Annotated in this window: 18 protein-coding genes and 1 pseudogene; 16 read left to right on the top strand and 3 right to left on the bottom strand. The window is 50.1% G+C overall.

The features are described from left to right. Positions 1 to 78: 78 nt before the first annotated feature. The 3 genes from der (at position 79) to L2I46_RS11655 (ending at position 3,023) form a co-directional block, all read left to right on the top strand. Positions 79 to 1,557: a ribosome biogenesis GTPase Der gene (der, locus tag L2I46_RS11665; protein ID WP_004144309.1), complete on the top strand. Its 1,479-nt coding sequence runs from the start codon at positions 79 to 81 to the stop codon at positions 1,555 to 1,557. A 118-nt stretch (positions 1,558 to 1,675) separates the two neighbouring features. After that, complete coding sequence (locus L2I46_RS11660) at positions 1,676 to 2,755, top strand: Gfo/Idh/MocA family oxidoreductase (RefSeq protein ID WP_065883056.1); 1,080 nt, start codon at positions 1,676 to 1,678, stop codon at positions 2,753 to 2,755. 49 nt (positions 2,756 to 2,804) lie between these two features. Next, positions 2,805 to 3,023, top strand: coding sequence for a zinc ribbon domain-containing protein (locus tag L2I46_RS11655; protein WP_004201901.1), 219 nt, complete (start codon positions 2,805 to 2,807; stop codon positions 3,021 to 3,023). Here the strand turns inward: L2I46_RS11655 and xseA are convergent. After that, positions 3,007 to 4,398 (bottom strand): exodeoxyribonuclease VII large subunit, encoded by a 1,392-nt coding sequence (gene xseA, locus L2I46_RS11650; protein WP_065883055.1) that lies wholly within the window; start codon positions 4,396 to 4,398, stop codon positions 3,007 to 3,009. The two genes, L2I46_RS11655 and xseA, sit on opposite strands and share 17 nt — an antisense overlap. 158 nt (positions 4,399 to 4,556) lie before the next feature. Between xseA and guaB the strand changes: the two genes are divergently transcribed. The 4 genes and pseudogenes from guaB to L2I46_RS11630 all read left to right on the top strand — a co-directional run. Then, a complete protein-coding gene (gene guaB, locus L2I46_RS11645) occupies positions 4,557 to 6,023 on the top strand; it encodes an IMP dehydrogenase (protein ID WP_004151980.1) in 1,467 nt (488 codons plus the stop codon). A gap of 67 nt (positions 6,024 to 6,090) precedes the next feature. After that, the gene (gene guaA, locus L2I46_RS11640; RefSeq protein WP_008803811.1) at positions 6,091 to 7,668 is read left to right on the top strand and encodes a glutamine-hydrolyzing GMP synthase; all 1,578 of its coding nucleotides are present in this window, start codon (positions 6,091 to 6,093) and stop codon (positions 7,666 to 7,668) included. Between the two features lie 307 nt (positions 7,669 to 7,975). Then, positions 7,976 to 9,163, top strand: a complete 1,188-nt coding sequence (locus L2I46_RS11635; RefSeq protein WP_001618762.1) for a tyrosine-type recombinase/integrase — start codon at positions 7,976 to 7,978, stop codon at positions 9,161 to 9,163. Between the two features lie 125 nt (positions 9,164 to 9,288). Then, positions 9,289 to 9,410 (top strand): annotated as a pseudogene (locus tag L2I46_RS11630) (IS3 family transposase); the annotation flags it as partial. A 259-nt stretch (positions 9,411 to 9,669) separates the two neighbouring features. Here the strand turns inward: L2I46_RS11630 and L2I46_RS11625 are convergent. Continuing rightward, the gene (locus L2I46_RS11625; protein ID WP_236947879.1) at positions 9,670 to 10,584 is read right to left on the bottom strand and encodes an SMEK domain-containing protein; all 915 of its coding nucleotides are present in this window, start codon (positions 10,582 to 10,584) and stop codon (positions 9,670 to 9,672) included. Between the two features lie 759 nt (positions 10,585 to 11,343). After that, entirely contained in the window at positions 11,344 to 12,684 is a 1,341-nt protein-coding gene (locus L2I46_RS11620; RefSeq protein ID WP_236947878.1) for a hypothetical protein, read from the bottom strand. 206 nt (positions 12,685 to 12,890) lie between these two features. Between L2I46_RS11620 and L2I46_RS11615 the strand changes: the two genes are divergently transcribed. From L2I46_RS11615 to L2I46_RS11575, 9 genes are all read left to right on the top strand, one after another. After that, positions 12,891 to 13,121, top strand: a complete 231-nt coding sequence (locus tag L2I46_RS11615; protein WP_001156855.1) for a helix-turn-helix transcriptional regulator — start codon at positions 12,891 to 12,893, stop codon at positions 13,119 to 13,121. A gap of 6 nt (positions 13,122 to 13,127) precedes the next feature. Next, a complete protein-coding gene (locus L2I46_RS11610; RefSeq protein ID WP_001618759.1) occupies positions 13,128 to 14,126 on the top strand; it encodes a replication protein RepA in 999 nt (332 codons plus the stop codon). Positions 14,127 to 14,977: 851 nt separating this feature from the next. Further along, positions 14,978 to 15,331, top strand: a complete 354-nt coding sequence (gene traJ, locus L2I46_RS11605) for a conjugal transfer transcriptional regulator TraJ (protein ID WP_001618758.1) — start codon at positions 14,978 to 14,980, stop codon at positions 15,329 to 15,331. Positions 15,332 to 15,412: 81 nt separating this feature from the next. Further along, positions 15,413 to 16,207: a P-type conjugative transfer protein TrbJ gene (trbJ, locus tag L2I46_RS11600; RefSeq protein WP_236947877.1), complete on the top strand. Its 795-nt coding sequence runs from the start codon at positions 15,413 to 15,415 to the stop codon at positions 16,205 to 16,207. Between the two features lie 187 nt (positions 16,208 to 16,394). Continuing rightward, complete coding sequence (gene trbL / locus L2I46_RS11595; protein WP_236947876.1) at positions 16,395 to 17,786, top strand: P-type conjugative transfer protein TrbL; 1,392 nt, start codon at positions 16,395 to 16,397, stop codon at positions 17,784 to 17,786. 81 nt (positions 17,787 to 17,867) lie between these two features. Next, positions 17,868 to 18,302 carry a HigA family addiction module antitoxin gene (locus L2I46_RS11590; RefSeq protein WP_001618753.1) on the top strand — a complete coding sequence of 145 codons (435 nt, stop codon included), beginning with the start codon at positions 17,868 to 17,870 and terminating at the stop codon, positions 18,300 to 18,302. Between the two features lie 279 nt (positions 18,303 to 18,581). Next, positions 18,582 to 21,365, top strand: coding sequence for a class I SAM-dependent DNA methyltransferase (locus L2I46_RS11585; RefSeq protein ID WP_166479609.1), 2,784 nt, complete (start codon positions 18,582 to 18,584; stop codon positions 21,363 to 21,365). Then, a complete protein-coding gene (locus L2I46_RS11580; protein ID WP_089537297.1) occupies positions 21,362 to 23,407 on the top strand; it encodes a DEAD/DEAH box helicase in 2,046 nt (681 codons plus the stop codon). Before L2I46_RS11585 ends, L2I46_RS11580 begins: the two co-directional genes overlap by 4 nt. Then, positions 23,400 to 24,578, top strand: coding sequence for a GIY-YIG nuclease family protein (locus L2I46_RS11575; RefSeq protein WP_053273113.1), 1,179 nt, complete (start codon positions 23,400 to 23,402; stop codon positions 24,576 to 24,578). The genes L2I46_RS11580 and L2I46_RS11575 overlap by 8 nt, the downstream gene beginning before the upstream one ends. Positions 24,579 to 24,751: the final 173 nt, after the last annotated feature.

Here is a 24,751-nt window from a genome sequence, read left to right as displayed (position 1 = left end):
GGCAGACAGGGGCCGTTTTGACTTTTTTAAAAACGTCGTTATGACGATGTTGCTTAGTGATTGTATGAGGCATTTAACATGATACCTGTGGTCGCGCTTGTCGGGCGCCCTAACGTTGGAAAATCCACGCTCTTTAACCGCCTGACGCGCACTCGTGATGCGCTGGTTGCGGATTTCCCGGGGCTGACTCGTGACCGTAAGTACGGTCGGGCCGAAGTCGAAGGCCGCGAATTCATCTGTATCGATACCGGTGGTATTGATGGTACGGAAGAGGGCGTGGAAACCCGGATGGCGGAGCAGTCGCTGCTGGCAATCGAAGAGGCCGATGTGGTGCTGTTTATGGTCGATGCGCGCGCGGGCCTGATGCCGGCGGACATCGCGATCGCTAAACACCTGCGCTCTCGTGAAAAGCCCACCTTCCTGGTGGCTAACAAAACCGACGGCATCGACGTCGACCAGGCGATGGCGGACTTCTGGTCGCTCGGCCTGGGCGATATCTATCCTATTGCCGCTTCGCACGGCCGCGGCGTGACCAGCCTGCTTGAGCAGGCCCTGCTGCCATGGGTCGATGAGGTTAATCCTCAGGAAGAAGTGGATGAAGACGCCGAATACTGGGCAAAATTCGAAGCTGAGCAGAACGGTGAAGCGGAAGAAGAACCGGAAGACGATTTCAATCCGCAGGATCTGCCGATCAAGCTGGCGATTGTCGGACGTCCTAACGTCGGTAAATCGACGCTCACCAACCGCATCCTCGGCGAAGATCGCGTGGTGGTCTATGATATGCCGGGCACCACCCGCGACAGCATTTACATCCCGATGCAGCGTGACGAGCGCGAATACGTGCTCATCGATACCGCCGGGGTGCGCAAGCGCGGTAAAATTACTGACGTGGTGGAGAAATTCTCGGTCATCAAGACGCTGCAGGCGATTGAAGACGCCAACGTCGTGCTGCTGGTGATTGATGCCCGCGAAGGCATCTCCGATCAGGATCTGTCGCTGCTGGGCTTTATCCTCAACAGCGGCCGCTCCCTGGTGATCGTCGTCAACAAATGGGACGGCCTGAGCCAGGAAGTGAAGGAGCAGGTGAAAGAGACTCTCGACTATCGTCTGGGCTTTATCGACTTTGCCCGGGTGCACTTCATCTCCGCTCTGCACGGCAGCGGCGTCGGCAACCTGTTTGAATCGGTACGTGAAGCCTACGATAGCGCAACCCGCCGCGTAAGCACCGCGATGCTCACCCGGATCATGAACATGGCGGCGGAAGATCATCAGCCACCGCTGGTTCGCGGCCGTCGCGTGAAGCTGAAATATGCCCACGCCGGGGGCTACAACCCGCCTATCGTGGTGATCCACGGTAACCAGGTGAAGGATCTGCCGGATTCCTACAAGCGCTATCTGATGAACTATTTCCGTAAATCCCTGGACGTGATGGGTACGCCAATCCGTATCCAGTTCAAGGAAGGGGAAAACCCGTTCGCCAACAAGCGCAACACCCTGACGCCGAACCAGATGCGGAAACGTAAGCGCCTGATCAAGCACATCAAGAAAAGCAAATAATCATTAAACCCGCTTCGGCGGGTTTTTTTGTGGCCGCCATGCCGGTAAATGTCAAAACCATCCGCCATAATCCCGCGATACTTCGCCGGGAACAGATCGGCTCAGGGGTGGACTAAACATGCAAATAGGATTTATCGGCCTCGGCGCGGTGGTGGAAACCGCCTATTTACCCGCGCTGCGTCGCCTCGGATACCGTATTGACAGCTGCCAGGGCTATGACCTGGACAGCAGCAGAGCGCTGCCGGGGATCCAGCGCTGCAGTTCGCTGTCGGCGTTGCTGGCCAAACCCCTGGATACGCTCTTTATCACCACGTCATCCCTCCAGCACCTGCCCGTGCTGGAGAGGGCGTTAGCCAGCGCCATTCCCCGCATCGTGGTGGAGAAACCGATAGTGGCCAACCTTGAGCAGGCCGCGCGGCTGCGGGCGCTGCTGGCGCCGGCGGGGGAGGCCGGTCGGGTGCTGGCCCTCGACCACTGGATGGCGCGTGGGTTAGCCCTGAACGCTCTTGCTCCGCCGTGGCAGGCGGAAGAGGAGGGCAGCGGCCTGCCGCCGCCGCACCTTTCAGCGCAGGATATCGCCTGGATAGAAGGCTATTTGCAGGAGCCAAGCGGCTTTAACGCTGCCGGAGAACCGGTCGCGCTTAACTTTGCCACCGGCGAGCTGGATAGCCGGCGGCTGCGTCATCCTGACGGCGTGATCCTCGATATCGGTACCCATGTCTTGGCGATGCTGCGGGAAACGCTGCTCGACTGCGGGGGCGATGTGACGCTGGACCTCGCCGTTCGGGCGGCGAAAGACCCTCTCGGCCGAGATATTGCTCATGGGGATACGGTCACTGCCGAGGGAGAGGCGCATCTGCAGGGACGGCTGGGCGATATCCCGCTGAATATCTGGCTTAACAAATATGCCGGTCCCGCGGGCGGGCAAAAGGGAATGCGGATAGGGCTGCGGGACGGGCGACTGCTTGCCCTCGATCGCGCCCCTGATGGCGAGGTGGCGACGCTACAGGACGGCGAGCGGATCCAGCGCTGGACCCGGCCCGGAGCGATCTATGCGCACTGTCTCGATGAGCAGATCCTTGGCGCGGAGAATGTGTTTACCCGGGCGCCCGAAAGCGTGGCCGGGCTGACGCGGCGTCGGCTTGAGGAAGTGGAATGGCTGCTCAGGTTGCAGCAGGAATTACGCGGCCCTCATTAAACCCGGAACATGATAAAATAGGTGCAGATAAACGTTGAAAGGAATGGTTATGGAACTTGATTGCCCTCTGTGCCACGCGCCGTTAGATGTCAAAGGCAGCAGCGCGCATTGCGCTCAGTGCGAAAGGGTATTTGCCCTTGAGGCGCGCTGCCCGGAATGCCACCAGCCGCTGGAGGTGCTGAAGGCGTGCGGCGCGGTGGATTACTTTTGCCAGCACGGGCACGGCCTGATCTCGAAAAAACGGGTGGAGTTTATTCCGCTGGTTTAGGCGGCGATGGCTTTCTGGCCCGCGTTTTTTTCACCGGCGCAATCTGCCTCACTTCGCTTTCGACCCAGCCGTCTTTCAGGCGGGTGGTGAGCAGATCGCCGGTTTTGACCTGTTTTGTCTGCTTCAACACCGTGCCGTCGCTCACCGAAGTGACGCTATAGCCGCGCGCCAGGGTGGCTAAGGGACTCACCGCCTCCAGATGGGTCACCGCGTGACCAAACCGTTCACGCCGCTCGCTGAGGCGGCCACGCATCGTTTCCGCCAGCCGGTATTCCAGCTGCTGGACGCGCGATTGCGCCCGGTGGATACGCGGCTGCGGGTTATAGTGATTCAGGCGCTGAACAGTGCGCTTTTGCCGCTGCTCGGCGCGTTTAAGCTGCGATTCCACGGCGATGCGCATCCGCTGGCGCAGGCGTTCCAGTGCGGTCTGCTGGCGAGCCAGCCGCAGCTGCGGGTGCTGCTGCTGCAGACGATGGAACAACTGGGTAAAACGGCGCTGGCGACTGGCGAGGAAATAGTCCATCGCCATCTCCAGCCGCTGCTGCCCGGCCTGTAGCTGGCGCAGCAGCTCCTGCTGATTACGGCTGACGATCTCCGCGGCGGCAGAAGGGGTCGGCGCTCGCAGGTCGGCAACAAAATCAGCGATAGTGACGTCGGTTTCATGGCCGACGGCGCTGACGATAGGGATCTGGCTGGCGAAGATAGCGCGCGCCACCCGCTCATCGTTAAAACTCCACAGATCCTCCAGCGAACCGCCGCCGCGTCCGACAATCAGCACGTCACACTCCTGACGCGCGTTCGCCAGCGCGATGGCGCGCACAATCTGCCCGGGGGCATCGTCACCCTGGACCGCGGTCGGGTAGACGATCACCGGCAGCCCGGGGTCGCGGCGTCTGAGGACATGAAGAATATCGTGCAGCGCGGCGCCGGTTTTCGAGGTGATGACCCCGACGCAGCGGGCGGGGGAGGGGAGCGCCTGCTTATGTTTTTGATCGAACAGCCCTTCCGCGGTTAACTGCGCTTTCAGCTGCTCATACTTCTGCTGCAGCAACCCTTCGCCGGCGGGCTGCATGCTTTCGACGATAATCTGGTAGTCGCCGCGCGGCTCATACAGGGTGATGTTGGCGCGAACCAGCACCTGCTGCCCATGCTGTGGGCGAAACGTGACCCGGCGGTTGCTGTTGCGAAACATCGCGCAGCGCACCTGGGCGTTATCGTCTTTTAAGGTGAAGTACCAGTGGCCGGAAGAAGGCTGGCTGAAGTTAGAGATCTCGCCGCTGATCCAGACCTGGCCCATTTCGCGCTCAAGCAGCAGACGCACCGTCTGATTGAGGCGGCTAACGGTAAAAATTGCGGGGGATTGAGAGGGTAACATGTGAGCAAGATCAAACTTTAAATCAGCAGGTTATTCAGTCGATAGTAACGCGCTCAGAGGGGATGGCAAGTATTATTTGCAAAAAAGGGTAGATGCAATCGGTTACGCTCTGTATAATGCCACGGCAATATTTATCCACCCTGGTCGAGATATTGCCCATGCTACGTATCGCTAAAGAAGCCCTGACGTTTGACGACGTCCTCCTCGTTCCCGCTCATTCTACCGTTCTGCCGAATACAGCCGATCTCAGCACTCAGCTGACGAAAACCATTCGTCTGAATATTCCTATGCTCTCCGCAGCCATGGATACCGTAACGGAAGCGCGTCTGGCTATTGCCCTGGCACAGGAAGGCGGCATCGGCTTTATTCACAAAAACATGTCCATCGAGCGCCAGGCGGAAGAAGTTCGCCGCGTGAAGAAACATGAGTCCGGCGTGGTCACCGACCCGCAGACCGTTCTGCCGACCACCACCCTGCGTGAAGTGAAAGAGCTGACCGAGCGTAACGGCTTCGCCGGCTACCCGGTGGTTACCGAAGAGAACGAGCTGGTCGGCATCATCACTGGCCGCGACGTGCGTTTCGTCACCGATCTGAACCAGCCGGTCAGCGTCTACATGACCCCGAAAGAGCGTCTGGTTACCGTTCGTGAAGGTGAAAGCCGTGAAGTGGTCTTTGCGAAGATGCACGAAAAACGCGTTGAGAAGGCGCTGGTTGTGGATGAAAGCTTCCACCTGCGAGGGATGATCACCGTAAAAGACTTCCAGAAAGCGGAACGTAAACCGAATGCCTGTAAAGATGAGCAGGGCCGTCTGCGCGTAGGCGCTGCGGTCGGCGCCGGCGCGGGCAACGAAGAGCGCGTTGACGCGCTGGTGGCTGCGGGCGTTGACGTCCTGCTGATCGACTCCTCTCACGGCCACTCCGAAGGCGTTCTGCAACGTATTCGTGAAACGCGCGCGAAATACCCGGACCTGCAAATCATCGGCGGCAACGTCGCCACTGGCGCAGGCGCGCGCGCGCTGGCGGAAGCCGGCTGCAGCGCGGTGAAAGTGGGCATCGGCCCGGGCTCCATCTGTACTACCCGTATCGTGACTGGCGTAGGCGTGCCGCAGATCACCGCGGTTTCCGACGCGGTGGAAGCACTGGAAGGCACCGGTATTCCGGTTATCGCCGACGGCGGTATCCGTTTCTCCGGCGACATCGCTAAAGCGATCGCGGCCGGTGCGGCGGCAGTGATGGTCGGCTCCATGCTGGCCGGTACCGAAGAATCCCCGGGCGAAATCGAACTCTACCAGGGCCGCTCTTACAAATCCTATCGCGGGATGGGCTCCCTCGGCGCGATGTCGAAAGGCTCCTCTGACCGCTACTTCCAGAGCGATAACGCCGCTGACAAACTGGTGCCGGAAGGTATCGAAGGCCGCGTGGCCTATAAAGGCCGCCTGAAAGAGATCATTCACCAGCAGATGGGCGGCCTGCGCTCCTGTATGGGGCTGACCGGCTGTGGTACCATTGACCTGCTGCGTACCAAAGCTGAATTCGTACGCATCAGCGGTGCGGGCATTCAGGAAAGCCACGTTCACGACGTGACCATCACCAAAGAGTCCCCGAACTACCGTCTGGGCTCCTGATTTCTTCGCCCGACCTTGCGTCGGGCGATTTATTTACTCTGTTTCACTTGCCTCGGAATTAGCGTCAATGACGGAAAATATTCATAAACATCGCATTCTCATTCTCGACTTCGGGTCACAGTATACTCAGCTGGTGGCGCGTCGCGTGCGTGAGCTGGGCGTCTACTGTGAGCTGTGGGCATGGGATGTCACGGAAGCACAGATCCGCGAATTTAATCCAAGCGGCATCATTCTTTCCGGCGGCCCGGAAAGCACCACCGAAGAGAACAGCCCGCGCGCGCCGCAGTATGTGTTCGAAGCCGGCGTGCCGGTATTTGGCGTCTGCTACGGTATGCAGACCATGGCGATGCAGTTGGGCGGCCATGTAGAAGGCTCTAACGAGCGTGAGTTTGGCTACGCGCAGGTTGAAGTGGTTAACGACAGCGCGCTGGTGCGCGGTATCGAAGACTCTCTGACCGCGGACGGCAAACCGTTGCTGGACGTGTGGATGAGCCACGGCGACAAAGTCACCGCCATCCCGTCTGACTTCGTCACCGTCGCCAGCACCGACAATTGCCCGTTCGCCATTATGGCCAACGAAGAAAAACGCTTCTACGGCGTGCAGTTCCACCCGGAAGTGACCCATACCCGTCAGGGGATGCGTATGCTGGAGCGCTTCGTGCGCGACATCTGCCAGTGCGAAGCCCTGTGGACCCCGGCGAAAATCATCGACGACGCCGTTGAGCGTATCCGCCAGCAGGTTGGCGATGACAAAGTGATCCTCGGCCTCTCCGGCGGCGTGGACTCTTCGGTGACCGCGATGCTGCTGCACCGCGCCATCGGCAAAAACCTGACCTGCGTATTCGTGGATAACGGTCTCCTGCGTCTGAACGAAGCCCAGCAGGTGATGGACATGTTCGGCGACCACTTTGGCCTGAACATTGTTCACGTCGAAGGCGAGCAGCGCTTCCTCGACGCGCTGAAAGGCGAGAACGATCCAGAAGCGAAACGTAAGATTATCGGCCGCGTCTTCGTGGAAGTGTTCGACGAAGAAGCGCTGAAACTGGACGACGTCAAATGGCTGGCGCAGGGCACCATCTACCCTGACGTTATCGAATCTGCCGCTTCCGCTACCGGTAAAGCGCACGTCATCAAATCTCACCACAACGTGGGCGGCCTGCCGAAAGAGATGAAGATGGGGCTGGTTGAGCCGCTGCGCGAGCTGTTCAAAGACGAAGTGCGTAAGATCGGTCTGGAGCTGGGTCTGCCGTACGATATGCTCTACCGTCATCCGTTCCCGGGTCCGGGCCTCGGCGTGCGCGTGCTGGGCGAAGTGAAGAAAGAGTACTGCGACCTGCTGCGTCGCGCCGACGCTATCTTCATCGAAGAGTTGCACAAAGCTGACCTGTACAACAAAGTGAGCCAGGCGTTCACCGTGTTCCTGCCGGTTCGCTCCGTCGGCGTGATGGGCGATGGCCGTAAATACGACTGGGTGGTTTCCCTGCGTGCGGTGGAAACCATCGACTTCATGACCGCGCACTGGGCGCACCTGCCGTATGATTTCCTCGGCCGCGTCTCTAACCGCATTATCAATGAAGTGAACGGTATCTCCCGCGTGGTGTATGACATCAGCGGTAAGCCGCCAGCAACGATCGAGTGGGAATGATTCCCCAACCAGAAACGTCTGGCACTAACAGGCACTAAACCATACTTAAGTCCGCGTAATTGCGGACTTTTTTTGTTTTTGGCTTAGTCATTTTTGGCAATGTCTGGCAACGCCAAGCACGGTTTGACCGTGGTATTTTGATGGGTATGATTCATTGGTAATGCCATGGATTACGCCCGATACCATGCTGAGAGTTTTTGATGGGGCATGGTATTAATTTTTTATATATATTTGTTTTATAAGTATAAAACTCCAGTTATTTAGAGGTTTTTCAGCATGGTATCAAACAAGAATAATAGGTTGAAACATGCTGACTGATACTAAGCTACGCAATCTCAAACCCAAAGATAAACTTTACAAAGTCAATGACCGTGATGGCCTCTATGTTGCCGTCACAACCGCAGGGTCAATCTCCTTTCGCTACAACTACTCGATCAATGGCAGGCAAGAAACCATTACCTTTGGCCGCTACGGAGTAGGAGGCATAACGTTAGCTGAAGCACGTGAGCGTCTCAATGAAGCGAAGCGAATGGTTACTGATGGAAAGTCTCCGGCCAAAGAGAAAGCCCGAGCTAAGGCGAGAACGAAAGATGCTGAAACTTTTGGTGCCTGGGCTCAGAAATGGCTGCGTGGCTATCAGATGGCCGACTCCACCCGGGATATGCGTCGCTCAGTCTATGCCCGAGAGTTAGAGGGAAAATTTGGCAACCAAAAGCTAACAGAAATTACCCATGAAGACTTAAGAGCGCTTACTGATGCGATAGTGGAGAGAGGGGCACCTGCAACAGCAGTGCATACGCGTGATATTGTGCTCCAGGTATATCGATGGGCAATAGAAAGAGGGCAGAAAGTCGAGAATCCCGCTGATTTGGTTCGGCCTGCAAGTATCGCTCGATTTGAGCCGAGAGACCGAACATTAACGCCGGCTGAGATCGGTTTGATGTACCGGTACATGGAAAAAGTAGGAACAACGCCTCAGATTCGTGCTGCGGTAAAGCTTCTCTTGTTGACTATGGTACGTAAAAGCGAATTAACTAATGCAACCTGGAATGAAATTAACTTTACTGAAGCGTTGTGGACGATCCCTAAGGAGCGAATGAAACGGCGTAACCCACACTTGGTATTTTTGTCTCGCCAGGCTATGGATATTCTGATTGCTTTGAAAACATTTGCCGGTGGTTCTGACTACATTCTTCCTTCTCGTTATGATTCCGATGCTCCAATGAGCAGTGCGACGATGAACCGCGTAATGACTTTAACATACAAGGCAGCGCAGAAAGAAGGCCAGTCACTCGTTAAATTTGGACCTCATGATCTCCGTAGAACTGCGAGCACTCTGCTGCATGAGGCCGGGTACAATACTGACTGGATCGAAAAATGCCTGGCACATGAACAGAAAGGGGTGAGGGCAGTCTACAACAAAGCTGAATATCGAGAGCAAAGAGCATCAATGCTACAGGATTGGGCTGATATGATAGATGAGTGGGTTGCGTAATGTGTGAGCTTAGACTTAATCTGACACACTACGGAGAGAGCTAAACTAAATTTGACAGGCAGCTCTGTGCTAAAAGTGGAAGTTACTGAGAACAATCTGTGTCAATCAACGGGGGGTGCTGGCCAAGTCACGGTTCGGCTGGGGCAGAGAGCATCGCCACCATGGCAACCCGGAGAGGATATCAGATGTGGCGCTGGCTGCTGGCAGACTCATGAAAGAACTGGGACTGGTCAGCTGCCTGCAACCCGCTCACGCAATAATGGACTATATCGTTAGGTATTACAGCACGCTCAGGCCACATGAGTATAACAGTGGGTTACCACAGTGGTGACCAGTTTTAGTTAAACACTACAGATAACTCTCTGCACATCATCGAATAAATAATAATTCTGCTCTTGCCGCCAGACTGTCATCCGGCCCCTGCCGTACGCGTATCAAGACACTAGGATAAAGCGGGTCAGCTCTATTGCCAGATTATACAATAGAGCCGTAAAAAAACAGTATCTTCAGCTTGCAAGGATTTCTAACTTTCTGATTTCATGATCTATTATACTTATCTGGTGACTGATACCATCACGTATGCTCATTAAAATATCAATACAGTTCCCAGCCTCAGGGTAATCCCATGCCGGTATGACTCCTGCCTTGTACTTCCTGAAACCCATGTTATATTTTTCAGCTATATCGGTTTCAGCAGCCATGATCAGTTTTATTATTTCCATGAAGGCTTCAGAAACAATGACATCAGCCTTATTCATGACGCCTCCTTTCTGAATGGCTATCCTTATTTCCCTGAGCGAATTCAGCATGTCTTCAGGTGTTTCTAAAACCCTGTTGGCGTGGAAAACCTGACGATCAAGTTCATTTCTTGAGACAAGAATACAGTCAAGCATTGCCTGATGCTTTGCTTTTACATCAGTATAAAGACGCGGCATCGCCTTTTTGAGCAGTGTTTCAGCGCGGGACAGTCTGTCTGCATCTTTAGACAGCAGTCTTGCAAGATCGTCAAAATCCAGTATGTTTTTCACCACCGTGCACAATCCAGGGCACTGCGCTTTAATGGTGTATTTTTTTTGTTTCCTGGAGGTGATGAAGAAATAAAGAACGTCAATCGCTTTATTGACATTATTATTCCTGATGACATCGATAGTTTCATTTATTTTTTTACTTGTATTTTCATGGGATATCTGAAGTCCCAGCCTTTTATTTTCATCTAGAGCATCGATCCCTGGGAAGTTGGATTTTATTTCACCCGTGCATAGGAATTTTGTGTCTTTGAGTATATTGACCAGTTCACTGACAAGTTCTTCAGCGGTCACGTTTGCATCCTGCAGGTTGTTTTTCGAATTGAAACGGAGGTAATATTTCAGTACTGCAAGCCCGAAGGAAACGTTATCCTGACTGGCTTTTTTATGTAACATATCGCATCCTTTTTATTAAACGTTAAACACGGAAATTAAGTCAATGCCACGCAAGAGATGGTAATAGTGCTGGCCATCCTTCTCCCAGCAAAAAAAGTTACAGACGCTGTCACAGGAAGTGACGCCGTGCCTGACTGATTTCACTCACCGTATCAGCGACGGACAGTGCCTGCCAGTATGAACAGATTACAGCGCATGCTTACGGACAGCGCAACCCCCTTCAAGTTTTGATTTTCTCATTTAAACACTGAGCGCATATAAGCACTGAGCGTATATTACCGAACTGCCGCCCAGCCCTGGCGACTTATCCTCCGTTTCAGTGGATAACTCTAAATGTTGTGGTTTCCCCAACCGATGCTGATACCACTTATAGCGGATGCGTGCGAACTGATGATCCCACACCAAGGTAGAACAAGCTTGTTTTCCCGCGGCTCCGTTCTGTAAAACTCCGGTGAGAGCGGGTTTAACCGAATTCGATTCTACACCAGTGGAGTTTTTATGCTTGCTTTTGTATAGATTTCATAATAATGAGGTTCAATCACAAATCGTCATTTCTGAAATTAAGCTAATGTCTGATTCTCGCTCTAAGCAGCCGTCCGGTTGCTGCAGAATGAAGGCCATCAAACAGGGGCGTTCTGCTGGGCCACGAACATCTCCTGCCTGTTAGGAGCGGACAATGATAACGACATTGATAACATTGAGATATGTTGCTCATGGGGAGCAGGTCAATCCATCTGTGGTCGGATAGGGTCCATGGTTTTAAATGTTAAAATCACTATCTACACTTTTCAAAGCCTTAGAAACAGCCTGGGATGAAATAGTTCTTCCCTCAATTTCCGTTAATTTATCTGCAATTTGCCTCTGATTGAATCCTTGTTTCTTAAGAACGAGCATTCGTTTCTTACTATCTGTTAATCGTGAGTCAACCATGTGGCGAGCGATATCTCGCAGTTTTCCGATATCATCAGCTCCAAGAGTCGTACCAGCTCCAGTCAAGCGCACGGCTGCTTCATGAATGAGTCTTTCTGTTTCTTCCTTAAGTACGATTGGGTAATTAAAATTATCCCTAACGTAATGGAAAAATGCGTCACTTTGTTCCTGAGTGACGCATTTATCTTGGAGGAAATGATAGAAATAAAGGTCAACTAGTTCATCTCTTGAAATGACTTTAAGCTCTTCGACTCTGACAATGTGAAGTTGCAATCTCTGAAATTCATTCTCGAATTGGTCTTTTGAGTGCAGAGCACTCTTGTAAGCGGAGTTCCACGTACAACCATTTTTGTGTTTCGGTTTATGGTAAGAGCAATACCTGTGGCTGAGTTGTAGTTTTTTCTGATTATCAGGATTCTGTTCGTTGTGACTTTCTATCTCATCTTCCAGTTCTAGCATATTGTTATCTAGTTTATAGAAATATTCTGCAAGTTCATTTCTTTGGCCACACAGCTCGCAGAAAGTTTGCTTTCGTCGCGCATTGAGTTTTGTGTCTGCACTGTGTTGCTTGAAGCGCGTCGGTGTAAGGTGAAGCTGCCATAATAGCTCAAGCAGATTATCCACGGTTGCTTGAAACTTAAGATCAATAGGTCGATATTGATGTTCCGTTTTTTCAAAACGCCTTAGTTGCTGTTTAATAACATCATGAGCATTTTTGATACCCATAACCATCACTAGATTGGTTATCGGAGTATCTTCTTTAAATTTAGAACCATATTTAATAGGCGAACAACTAAGGACGCTTTCAGTACTGGTAAATTTATCATTTGAACGTGGTAAGGGAGAGTGAGCAATATTCGTATAGGGGATAGGAAAGAATTGAAAATGACTCTCAGGAAGAGAGTTAAGGAATGCTGATACCTTAGGATCAATAACCTCTAAGATAAGTTCTCCAATAGGACGCTTATCCGCTTCTCGTTTGTCGTAGGATAAAATATCCTTCAAATGGCTTCGTGGGTCCTTTCTTTTTGAATGTACGGTGTAGTTTGCCCATCGCTCTCGAAATTCCCGTATGCCAGCGGCAACAACGGTATCGCAATCTTCCCAGACAGAGATAAAGTACATACCTAAGCGATCACTTACATTCTTTTCACTTTCGATATATGCCATTTGCCACATCCCTCATATACAGATTGGGGTTATGTTACTACTGGTTAAGTAATGAGTCTATTGGCAACTACTTGTAATGGCAGGCAGCTGTTCTTTGTTAATTTGAAAATAAATTAAAGAATCAACCTAATCTGCCAAAACGTCCAATTCAATGTCTAAAAAATATTGGCATAGTCAGGTCTCAGCAACTAACAGGAGACCAACACATGCAAGAACTAGCACATAAGACCCTAATTAATCGTAAGACCCTACTCAGCATGATTCCTTTGTCTGATCGAACGATCTATAACCTGGAACAACGTGGTGAGTTTCCTCAGCGTATTGTTTTGACGAGCCGAAGTGTTGCGTGGGATTTAGCGGAGGTTGAAAACTGGATAGAAGCAAAGCGCAGATCTGCTTTAAAGGCAGCAAGACCCGGTTTTATGTGGTCAGTGTGAAGCATCATGACGATTAAAAATGTAATAGATGTTCAGTCTTGGGAAACGACTCAGAAAAAAAACGTCTCTGTGACAAACGATAAGGTAAAGTTAAATACAAGATATGTAGATAAACTCATCGCTATACATGAGTGCAGTGCTCTGGAGGCTAATGAAATTGGTTTCATTGCTCGGTTTTTAATTAAGGCAACCCTGCCACACAGCAAGCCAAGATTGAATGAGTGGAGCCGTAAAAATGGTAATTTAACCATGCATATGATGGCACCATCAGCAGTAGGTTTGCCTTACGGTTGTTATGCTCGATTACTATTGGTTTGGATTAGTACTCAGGCAATTAGAAATAAATCAAAATTAGACAAAGGTATTATCACTGAACAGGAAGTTCGTAAGCTTGAATTAGGACGATCTCAGCGACGTTTTATGGAAGCACTGGGGCTACGTTCAAGCGGTGGTAAAAATGGCTCTATTGTCCCGCTTCGTGAACAGATGCGGAGATTATTCAAAACGACGATTAGTATTATGTCAGCAGAGATAAATGAGGAAAATGGATATATTTGTGAAGATGAAATGGGAGCTAGGGTCGCCGATATTTCACATATTTGGTGGAGTACAGATTATCCTGAACGAAATTTATTGAGTCAATCTTGGGTAGAACTTTCGCCTAAATTTTTTCAACTAATAATAGATAAACCTGTTCCGTTGGATATGAGGGTTCTGCGGCTGATTAAACGTTCTCCGATGGCCTTAGATATATATTGCTGGGCGACTTATCGGGTGAGTTATTTAAAGCGAGTCACAGTTATCCCTTGGTCAGGTTTGATGGAGCAAATGGGATCTAATTATGCCGATGTCAAAGACTTTAAGCGACGGTTTAATGATGGGCTTGAAAAGGTACAGCAGGCATGGCCGGGGCTAGACGCTACACCAACTGAAAAAGGACTTCTTATAAAACCAAGTGCTCCTCAAGTACCACGAAGGAAAAAACACAGAACTGAGGGATATTGAAACGTTATGAACCTCTATCAACTGACACTTTATAAGTGTGTGTAAGCTTGGGGATGAAGAAAGTTATCCACGCATATTCTGTCCCGCTTCAAACAAAGTATTCTGCGCATATTCTGTCTCAGTTTACGCATGTTTTGTCTCGGGGTGCGCATGTTTTGTCGCTTGGATGGTTGTAAAATCAATTTATAACAAAGGGTTATAGAGCACCCTGTAGTGTTTTCCTGTAGGTTTAACCTATATAAAAATTAACCTGTAGTTAAGGGATAGATATTGTGGATGAACTCGATGGGGTCTCTAATTACTTTCCTGATTATCACTGTTCAATTTTTAATGTTAATTTTTTATTGAGATTTGCTTAGCTAAAAAATACATTTTTCTAAATGTCATCTGTTTCTTTTGAAAACGATTTGTTTTGTAAGCATTTATAGCTTGTATTTGTATTATTGACACATGAGGTAGATTATTTTTTTTGCATATAAAACAATTTGTTAGCTGTTGTTGGGGGGCTTTAAAAATTTTAGCCGCTAAAATCCGATAATTTTTCTTGAGAGTTAGGGGCGATGAAATCAGTTATGGCTGAGTTTATAACCACTGAGACGGTGACCGAGGCGCACTATATATCGAATAATTTTACTCGAGGAATCCTGCATCAATACTCTAAGGAAACACAACATGTACACCGAAATACACATTGTCGTGCACAGATATACAACGGCAACTGCAGGGCAGGACATGTAAAGTAGGCCCACCGCTACGGTGTTCCAACTTTACCACTCCCTATTCGCCGCATCGCGGCTCAAGGGCGTCCTGCTCTGCGAGGCTACCAGGCTACCGCCTGTATGGAGAGCTATATGAAAGTTACTCAGACTAGAAAAAATAGTACGCCAATAAAAGTTTATTGTTTGCCAGAGGAAAAAGCGCGAATCCAGGAAAATGCGGAAGCATCTGGCTTAAGTGTAGCGAGTTTTATTCGTAAAGTCGCAATGGGTTATCAAGTTGAATCTATTGTAGATATTAAACAGGTTATAGAGCTTAGCCGGGTAAATGCTGATCTTGGTCGACTTGGTGGGTTACTTAAACTGTGGTTAGTTAACGATCCTCGCACGGTTGATTTCTCACCCACATTGATTAAAACGTTGCTTGCTAAAATAGAATCAACCAGACAAGAACTAAGAAATATTATGGATAGAATTTTGGAAAAATAAATTTATGGCTTCCTAAATATCTGCATCTGTTAAAAATCCGAGTTTTCAATATTAATAATAAGTTGAAATTGAGGTAGGTAAATGAAGTTAATGCTCCGAGTACTTTCATCACCGAGAGGGATTTTAGCCGCTAAAAAAGTCTTAGTAGCTTCCTTCCTGGCGTCCATCATGGTATTACCGGTGACAGCCGGCATTCCTGTTATTGATGGAACTAATGTGGTTCAGACCACAATCAGCGCAGTTAACAACGTTCAAGCCGTAGCAAAACAAATCCAGCAGTATCAGACGCAGCTGCAGCAGTATGAAAACATGCTTAAAAATACGGTAGCACCTTCGGCCTATATATGGGACCAGGCAAATTCAACAATTAATAAATTGCTGCAGGCGCAGGATACCCTTAATTACTATAAGAATCAGACCGGGAGTCTCGATTCGTACCTGAAACGATATCAGGATGTTAACTACTACAGGTCATCACCTTGCTTTAACAGCAATGTTGAATGTACCGCGTCTGAAATTAGCGCACTGCGTGAAGCTGAACAGAACAGCTCAGAGGCACGTAAAAAGGCCAATGACGCAGTATTTAAGGTAATTGACGAACAGCAGAACACCCTGCAGAGCGATGCTGATAACCTTGCCGAATTACAAACTCAGGCAAGCAGTGCACAAGGGCAAATGGAAGCTATTCAGGCGGCAAACCAGCTTGCCAGCGCACAGACAAACCAGTTACTGCAAATCCGCTCGCTTCTGGTAACACAGCAAAACGCTGCTGCAACGCTGGCACAGGCTCAGGCAGATAAAGAATCACAACAGATAGCCGCTGATGAAAAAGCGTTAGCTGGAGAGAATACACCAAGCCCGAAGAGAATTTGGTGAGGAAAAGCATAATGAAAGATAATCTTTTGATTGTGTTTATTCTAATCAGTTTATTGACCCTATGTTCTTGCGACAAAAATGATAAAGATTGTTTATCGACGCAAGATAATAAATTAGATGAACATAAATACGATAAATGTGCTCTACGGAGTAATAATAATCCGAGCCCTAAACGAGAGTGGTAATCATGAAAATAGTAAGTAAGCTCACCTTTTTAGGTATCATACTTTTCTTTTCTATAAATGCCTATGCTGGTCAATTAGATAGTAGCGGGCTACTTGATACTTTGTTAGATAGGTTTCAACAAGTAGCCAGCACATGGACAACAGTAATTGCTGACTATGCAAATTGGCTCTTCTGGGGGCTGGTATTAATAAGTATGGTTTGGACATTTGGTATGATGGCGATGCAAGGGGAAGGGTTGACAGGCGTACTTGCTGAAATAGTTCGCTTTTTTGCCGTCATTGGTTTTTTTTATTACCTTTTAATCAACGGCCCAGCCATATCGCAATCCATAATTAACTCAATGAGACAACTTGCAGCAAACGCTTTAGGAATAAGTACTGGTATTTCACCCTCAAGCATAGTTGATATGGGGTTTGCAATATTAACAAAGGTCAGTTCAGCCGCATCAATTTGGTCGCCAATGATATCCACCATTATGATAACAGTCGCGATAATCGTTTTGGTAGTGATGTCCCTTATAGCGATAAATATGCTAATCATGTTGGTTTCTGTATGGGTATTATGTTATGCAGGAGTTATATTGCTTGGGTTTGGTGGTTCGAAATGGACCTCTGATATAGCAATTAATTACTTACGGACTGTTTTATCGATTGGCATTCAATTATTCACAATGACATTAATTATTGGGATTGGACAATCATTTATAGATCAATATTTTTCTCTTATTAAAGATGATGTTCCTGATCTTAATAGTCTTATCGTTTTGCTTCTGGCGTCAATTATCCTATTAGTATTAACGAATAAGCTACCACTGTTGTTATCAGGTGTTGTAGGAGGGGCTTCTTTACAAGGGATTGGTGGATTTGGGGCGGGTATGATTACCGGCGCTGCCGCTACTGCCATCAGCGGTGCTGGAGCAATGGCAATGGGGGCATCAGCTCAAGTCAGCGGAGGAGCCTCTGCATTAAAGGCAGCGTTCGAGTCTGCGCAAGCTGCCGTGGCTGAAGAATCTGGTTCAGGCGGTGGAGGCGGTTCCGGTGGAGGATTTGGCGGCGGGGAAGATACCGGTTCCGTAGATACTTCTGGCGGCCAACCCTCAGGCGGTTCCGATGGTTCGTCTGCTGGGAGCAGTTCAGGTAGCGCCAGCGGAGGAAGTCAGGGGTTTGCTTCATTCTCACGAGCTGGCCGCATGGCAAGCCATATGGGAAGCAGTATGATTAACGGAGCTGCTGAGTACCAGAGAATGAAGCGAAGTAGCAATTCTTCCCAAGCTCAACAGACTTTTGGAGGGGAGTTGGCGACTCAGATACGTAAACAAACAGCTACTCGTCGGGATAACCGCGAACATGATGATTTTGCCGGAGATAGCTTATCCGGCAATAATAAATCTTGAATCACGCGCGTCAGTTAACGAGGTAGCGTGAGCTGACGCTTTCACTGAGCGAGCCTAACTCCCGGAACTCAAAGGAGAAAAATGTCCAGGACTCCCGATTCACTGTTACGTATTGAGGGCTTTCGCAAAGCAGAGGCTTCCCTGAGACTTGAAGGAATGGACCCCAGTGGTAAGCCACTGTACGAGTCCGTTAAGGCACGTATTATTTCAGGTGAGCTGACGTATGAGCAGGGGCGTTCAGAGATTCTTGCTTACTACACAAAAGCAGATGCCGCCGGGCCTGTCACAGTGGGAGAAATTCTGACAGAGGAATTTTTAAAACCGCTGAACATGTCTCATGATGAACTGGCGCAAGCTATGGGTATTTCTCGACAAGATGTTGAAGATATTATCTGCGGTATGCGTCGTCTTAGCGATGATGAAGCCCGCGCTCTTGCTGAGATATTTGGGACTGATGAGGACTTCTGGAGCAATCTTGAGACGTTACAAGATTTTCAGGAACGACGAAGGAAATAATCTATCCCCTGCTATCTCATATGTCATGGTACAGCCGCCCCTCAAGTGTCATGAAAGTTTCAACGTCGGCTCGCAGTTTTTCTCGAAGCTACAATTCTCGCTCTAACAAGTAACAGTGCTTTGTGAAACGCTGAACAGGAGACTTAATCCGCTACAAAGCCGGGTCTAATCTGTTAAACTTGCTGCCAAAAATTTTCAAGAAAACCTCGGATATGACATGAGTTCACTGCACACCAGTAGCAGTAGGGCGGTCGCATGCCAATGGAGAGCTGTACGCAAATGAACGCCGTAGAAATTGAACAAGCCATCACGGATCTTGCAGAGCAACCCTTTGATCCTATAGAGTTTCCTTATGCTTTTCTTGAAGCCTTTGGTAACAAGGAAACGACCATCAAACGTCTGCGCGCCGGGGCATCGAATAAGTCCGACTTGGGTGGTGTTCTTCAGACAAACAACATCCACATTCTGGCCAGTGAAGGGGGCCAAGTCACACAGATGCTGGCTGCACTTAAGGCCAGCCCGGCAACAGGCAAGGCCAAGGCGAAATTCATCCTTGCCACGGACGGCAAATACTTTGAAGCCGAAGACCTCAACAGTGGTCAGACTGTGGCTTGTGCCTTTAAAGACTTTCCCGATCACTTCGGCTTCTTTTTGCCATTGGCAGGTATCAGCACTATTCGGCAGATCAGCGAAGACGCCTTTGACATCCGTGCTACTAGCCGTTTGAACCGCCTGTACGTCGAACTGTTAAAAGACAATCCTGAATGGGGTACTTCGGGGCGTCGTCATGACATGAACAAGTTCATGGCGCGTCTAATTTTCTGCTTTTTCGCCGAAGACACTGACATATTTATAGGCAAGGGGCGCTTTACTGACACTATTGCGCAGATGAGTGAGCGCGACGCTTCTAATTTGCACGAGGTCATCGCCACGTTGTTTCGTGCAATGAACACTCCACGCGATGAGCGAAGTGTTGTCGGTATTCCGCGTTGGGCTGCTGAGTTTCCTTATGTAAACGGCGCTCTTTTCTCGGGAAGTGAGGAGGTACCGCGCTTCAGCCGTATTGCGCGATCCTATCTTCTACACGTTGGCAATCTGGATTGGACCAAAATCAACCCAGACATATTCGGCTCGATGATTCAGGCCATTACCGAAGACGAAGAGCGTGGTGAGTTGGGAATGCATTACACTAGTGTCCCCAATATACTCAAGGTGCTTAACCCACTATTCCTCGACGAACTGCGGGCGAAACTGGATGAAGCCGGTGACAATCCGCGCATGCTGCTCAATCTGCGCAAGCGTATGGCCCGAATCCGCGTATTCGACCCAGCATGTGGATCTGGCAACTTCTTAGTGATTGCGTACAAAGAAATGCGAGCCATCGAGGCCGAGATTAATCGACGACGTGGCGAGATGGATAATGCCTCTGACATCCCTCTTACCAACTTTCGCGGTATCGAAATACGAGACTTTCCTGCGGAGATTGCCCGTCTCGCGCTAGTTATTGCTGAGTATCAGTGCGATGTGGTGTACCGGGGACTAAAACTTGCGCTGGCCGAGTTTCTTCCTCTGCGTAATGATAATTGGATTACATGTGGCAACGCATTGCGGATTGATTGGTTGAGTGTTTGCCCTCCGTCCGGAATTGAAGTGAAGTTGCAGGCAGATAACCTCTTTGAGACGCCTCTCGGTCAAGCAGAGATTGGCTTTCAGAACGAAGGTGGGGAGACATACATCTGTGGTAACCCGCCTTACAAAGGTAGCCAAACGCAGACTAAAGAGCAGAAGGCGGATTTGGCTTCGGTATTTGAACCTTACGGTATTTCGTCTAAACAAATCGATTATGTTGGTGGTTGGTTCATGAAAGCTGCTGCCTACGCGCAATCCACCCCAACGGATTCGGCTTTTGTTAGCACCAACTCTATCTGTCAAGGCCGAATTGTTCCTATCCTGTGGCCAGCAATTTTCAAATGTGGCTCCCATATTCGCTTCGCGCACTCCAGCTTCAAATGGACGAACCTTGCTGCACATAACGCGGGTGTAACAGTCGCTATCGTCGGCCTGTCTACGGATGTGAGTAAGACAAGGCTACTTTACGACTTGGACCGCAATGGCCAAACTACTGTACGCGAGGCGGCAAACATCACACCCTATCTGAGTGTTGGTGAGGATGTTGTAGTCGAGGGCCAGCGCAAGAGCATATCTGGTCTGCCGGATATGTCTTTTGGCAACATGCCCGTCGATGGGGGAAATCTTTTGTTATCGGCGGATGACGCGGTTTCGCTCGGTTTGAGCAAGCAGGATGAAGAGGAATTTCTTCGACGCATCTATGGCTCGGCCGAGTTTATTCGCGGAGTTGTACGTAAGTGCCTCTGGATTCCTGATGTAAAATTACCGCAAGCTTTGGAGATTGCGTCTATTCGGGTTCGCATTGATGGCGTTCGGGAAATGCGGCTCAAAAGTAAAGATGCTGGTACGAATGAGTTGGCATCACGATCTCATCAGTTTCGCGAGATGTATCATGGTGGCAAGCACACGCTGATTTTACCGGGGGTTTCATCGGAAGGGCGCGAGTATCTTCCTGTTGGACTGATTGATAATCATTCAGTAGTTAGTAACCTCGCCTTTGCTCTCTACGACGCCCCAATCTGGAACCTTGCACTCATTGCATCTCGTTTGCACTTGGTCTGGATTGCCACCGTCTGCGGCAAGCTGAAAACAGATTTTCGGTACTCTAATACCTTGGGGTGGAATACGTTCCCAGTACCAACTCTCACCGAAAAAAATAAGGCTGACCTCACGCGTTGCGCAGAGGACATACTTCTGGTGCGTGAGCATCATTTTCCTGCGACCATCGCGGAACTATACGATCCCGCGAACATGCCTGCCGATCTGCGGGGAGCACACGAGCGCAATGACGAAGTGCTTGAGCGCATTTACATTGGTCGCCGCTTTAAGAATGATACAGAGCGGCTTGAGAAGCTGTTCGACCTCTATACTAAGATGGCCACCTCAACTACACCGGCCAAAAGCAAGAAGCGTAAAGCAGGAGCCAACGCATGAGCGTCAAGATCAAGTCAGTACCGTCCGTTTCCGTTACTTATGCACGCAACGGAGCATCGACTAAGTCTAATGCCCTTGGAATGCGCCCTATGCAAGAGCGCGCCTATGAGAAACGTGGAGAACAATATCTTCTCATTAAGTCGCCGCCCGCCTCCGGTAAGAGTCGTGCCCTGATGTTCATTGCACTCGACAAACTCGAAAATCAGGGGATCAAACAGGCCATCATCGTCGTTCCAGAGAAATCCATCGGTGCTAGCTTCAACGATGAACTACTATCGCAGTTTGGATTTTGGGCTGATTGGCATGTCGAACCTAAGTGGAACCTGTGCAATGCGCCCGGTAACGACAACGGTGGTAAGGTAAGATCTTTCGGCTCTTTTCTCGAAAGTAGCGACAAGGTGCTTGTTTGCACACACGCAACCTTTCGCTTCGCGGTCGATGCCTACGGCATAGAAGCGTTTGACGATCGCCTGATCGCGGTCGATGAATTCCACCATGTGTCAGCTAACCCGGATAACAAGCTTGGTCAGCATTTGGGGCAGTTCATCGCGCGTGACAAGACACACATCGTTGCCATGACCGGCTCCTACTTCCGGGGTGATGCGGAGGCCGTTTTGGCTCCTCAGGATGAGTCCAGGTTCGATACCGTCACCTATACCTACTACGAACAACTCAACGGTTACGAATACCTCAAGCAACTCGACATCGGCTACTTCTTCTACAGTGGCTCCTACGTCCATGACATCCTTAATGTCCTCGATCCTGACAAGAAGACCATTATCCATATTCCCAACGTCAATTCGCGAGAGAGCACGAAGGATAAAATCAAAGAGGTGGAGCACATTCTCGGCGAGCTTGGCGATTGGCAAGGAGCGGATCCTGTGACTGGTTTTCAGCTAGTCAAATGCCTCGATGGACGCGTGCTACGGATTGCTGACCTGGTGGACCCAACCAGCCAAGGCAAGATTCAGGAAAGCCTCCGTGCTGCAGAAATGAAGACAGACCGTGATTATGTGGACATCATTATTGCACTTGGTATGGCGAAGGAAGGTTTCGACTGGATCTGGTGCGAACATGCGTTGACCGTTGGTTACCGAGCCAGCCTGACTGAGATCGTGCAGATCATCGGCCGCGCCACTCGCGACGCGCCAGGTAAACCCCGGGCAAGGTTTACTAACCTGATCGCCGAGCCGGATGCTGTAGAGGGGGCTGTCACCGAGGCAGTCAACGATACCTTGAAAGCCATCGCGGCAAGTCTGCTGATGGAGCAGGTACTGGCTCCGCGCTTCGAGTTCAAACCCAAAAACCCAGAAAGCAGCCCTACTCCAGGTTTTGACTATGGTGATGGAGGGTATGACCCGGATAACTGCAATTTTGGTGTTAATGAGCAGACAGGGACGTATCAAATCGAGATTAAAGGACTTGCCGAGCCCAGGAGCAAAGAGGCGGCACGCATCTGCCAGGAAGATTTAAACGAAGTGATCGCGGCCTTTGTGCAGGATAAGCCCGCCATCGAACGAGGTCTGTTCGATGAAGAACTGCTCCCTGAAGAGTTAACACAGGTTCGTATGGGGAAGATTATCAAAGAAAAGTATCCTGAACTTGATGCGGAAGATCAGGAGGCTATACGTCAGCATGCTATCGCTGCTCTTAACCTCACGCAGCAGGCTAAGCGTCTTGCCATAGACGAGAACGATGGGACGCTCAATACTGCTCTGATTGACGGAGTGCGTCGCTTTGCGATGGACGTGCGCGATTTAGATATAGACCTTATCGACCGTATCAATCCCTTTGGTGAAGCCTACGCTATCCTTGCTAAGACGATGAGTGAAGACAGTTTGAAGCAGGTCGCGGCGGCCATCTCGGCCAAGCGTACCTCGATCACACCTGAAGATGCCAAGGTGATCGCCAAGCGTGCCGCTGAATTCAAACGTGAACGTGGGCGCCTCCCATCGTTAACTTCACCGGATGCCTGGGAGAAGCACCTTGCCGAGGGCGCAGCTGCGTTTATGCGTTTCAGGGCGGAGGGACGTTATGAGTAATTCTGATTTAGACGATTTGGCAGCAGAACTTGCCGAGTTTGCACCACCTGAGAAGAAAAAAGGACGTCCAGCCAGCGAGGAACGCATCATAGCCGGTTTTGAAGAAATCCAGCGCTTTACTGAGCAATATGGGCGTGTCCCGCAACACGGCGAAGATCGTGATATCTTCGAGCGTCTCTATGCAGTGCGGCTCGACCGTCTACGCAATCTCCCAGAATGCCGTGCCTTGCTTGAGCCTCTGGATCATCAGGGCTTATTGGCTGGAGGGGGCGAAGTAGCGGAGTCTGCGGACGAAATCATTGATATCGATAATTTGGCTGCCGAACTGGCTGATGTTACCAGCGAGGACGATATCACAGTCTTGCGTCATGTTCGTGCTAGCGCCGAAAAGCGTGTTGTACAAGGGATCGCGGATCGCAAGCCGTGCGAGGATTTTGATGCGTTCAAACCGCTATTTGAGCAGGTGCGCAGTGATCTAAGTTCAGGGTTACGAGTGACCCGACCATTCGGGCAGTATGCAACGATTGAAGTGGGCCATTGGTTCATTCTGGATGGTCAAACAGCTTATGTGGCTGAGGAAGGTGAAGAGTTCGATTCGCCACAGGGGAAGAAAGATGCTCGGCTGCGTGTCATTTACTCGAATGGCACAGAAAGCAACCTACTTCGGCTGTCATTGGTTCGTGCTTTGTATAAAGACGAAACAGCACGTCGAATTACCGATCCAGACATGGGGCCTTTATTCAGCGATGCTCTAGAAGAGAGCGATCTAGAAAGTGGCACCATTTATGTATTGCGTTCGCTATCTGATAACCCTTATGTGGCCGAACATCGTGATGTCATTCATAAGATTGGTGTTACTGGTGGCAAGGTAGAGACTCGTATTGCCAATGCTGAGCACGATTCCACCTATCTGTTGGCGAAGGTCGAGGTGGTCGCTTCATACAAGCTCGCAGGCATCAACCGCACTCGGATGGAAAACCTGTTTCACAGGTTGTTCGCACCCGCTCGGCTTAACATCACCATTAACGACCGTTTCGGTCACCCTGTGCAGCCCGAAGAATGGTTTCTCGTTCCGTTATTTGTTATTGATGAGGCTGTTGCACGTATCAAGGATGGTAGCATTATCGAGTATGTCTATGACCCCATGTCTGCGAAGCTGGTGAAGGCATAGGTATAAATAACCATAGTCGTAGGCTAAGCATTGCCGTGAAAAGAGAGGCATGACGATACTCAGGACGACTCGAACCGAGTCGCTTTTCATTACCGAGGAGGTTACGGCTGAAATGATCGGCGGGTGGCTAAGAGCTGGAGCCTCTGTGCATTGCATGAATGGGGTGCCTGCAT

The sequence above is a fragment of the Klebsiella sp. 2019SCSN059 genome, assembly GCF_021739525.1.
GTDB lineage: Bacteria > Pseudomonadota > Gammaproteobacteria > Enterobacterales > Enterobacteriaceae > Klebsiella > Klebsiella quasipneumoniae.
Note: the sequence above shows the minus strand (reverse complement) of the source record. Positions and strands in the feature narration are given on the sequence as shown.

What these genes read in the sequence shown, in the direction of transcription:
- L2I46_RS11655 (WP_004201901.1), top strand. Translation starts at nt 2,805, where the DNA reads ATGGAACTTGATTGCCCTCTGTGCCACGCGCCGTTAGATGTCAAAGGC.
- L2I46_RS11590 (WP_001618753.1), top strand. Translation starts at nt 17,868, where the DNA reads ATGTCCAGGACTCCCGATTCACTGTTACGTATTGAGGGCTTTCGCAAA.
- L2I46_RS11610 (WP_001618759.1), top strand. Translation starts at nt 13,128, where the DNA reads ATGACGATTAAAAATGTAATAGATGTTCAGTCTTGGGAAACGACTCAG.
- der (WP_004144309.1), top strand. Translation starts at nt 79, where the DNA reads ATGATACCTGTGGTCGCGCTTGTCGGGCGCCCTAACGTTGGAAAATCC.
- L2I46_RS11615 (WP_001156855.1), top strand. Translation starts at nt 12,891, where the DNA reads ATGCAAGAACTAGCACATAAGACCCTAATTAATCGTAAGACCCTACTC.
- L2I46_RS11585 (WP_166479609.1), top strand. Translation starts at nt 18,582, where the DNA reads ATGAACGCCGTAGAAATTGAACAAGCCATCACGGATCTTGCAGAGCAA.
- trbJ (WP_236947877.1), top strand. Translation starts at nt 15,413, where the DNA reads ATGAAGTTAATGCTCCGAGTACTTTCATCACCGAGAGGGATTTTAGCC.
- L2I46_RS11580 (WP_089537297.1), top strand. Translation starts at nt 21,362, where the DNA reads ATGAGCGTCAAGATCAAGTCAGTACCGTCCGTTTCCGTTACTTATGCA.
- xseA (WP_065883055.1), bottom strand. Translation starts at nt 4,398, where the DNA reads ATGTTACCCTCTCAATCCCCCGCAATTTTTACCGTTAGCCGCCTCAAT.
- L2I46_RS11625 (WP_236947879.1), bottom strand. Translation starts at nt 10,584, where the DNA reads ATGTTACATAAAAAAGCCAGTCAGGATAACGTTTCCTTCGGGCTTGCA.
- guaA (WP_008803811.1), top strand. Translation starts at nt 6,091, where the DNA reads ATGACGGAAAATATTCATAAACATCGCATTCTCATTCTCGACTTCGGG.
- L2I46_RS11635 (WP_001618762.1), top strand. Translation starts at nt 7,976, where the DNA reads ATGCTGACTGATACTAAGCTACGCAATCTCAAACCCAAAGATAAACTT.
- guaB (WP_004151980.1), top strand. Translation starts at nt 4,557, where the DNA reads ATGCTACGTATCGCTAAAGAAGCCCTGACGTTTGACGACGTCCTCCTC.
- L2I46_RS11575 (WP_053273113.1), top strand. Translation starts at nt 23,400, where the DNA reads ATGAGTAATTCTGATTTAGACGATTTGGCAGCAGAACTTGCCGAGTTT.
- traJ (WP_001618758.1), top strand. Translation starts at nt 14,978, where the DNA reads ATGAAAGTTACTCAGACTAGAAAAAATAGTACGCCAATAAAAGTTTAT.
- L2I46_RS11620 (WP_236947878.1), bottom strand. Translation starts at nt 12,684, where the DNA reads ATGGCATATATCGAAAGTGAAAAGAATGTAAGTGATCGCTTAGGTATG.
- L2I46_RS11660 (WP_065883056.1), top strand. Translation starts at nt 1,676, where the DNA reads ATGCAAATAGGATTTATCGGCCTCGGCGCGGTGGTGGAAACCGCCTAT.
- trbL (WP_236947876.1), top strand. Translation starts at nt 16,395, where the DNA reads ATGAAAATAGTAAGTAAGCTCACCTTTTTAGGTATCATACTTTTCTTT.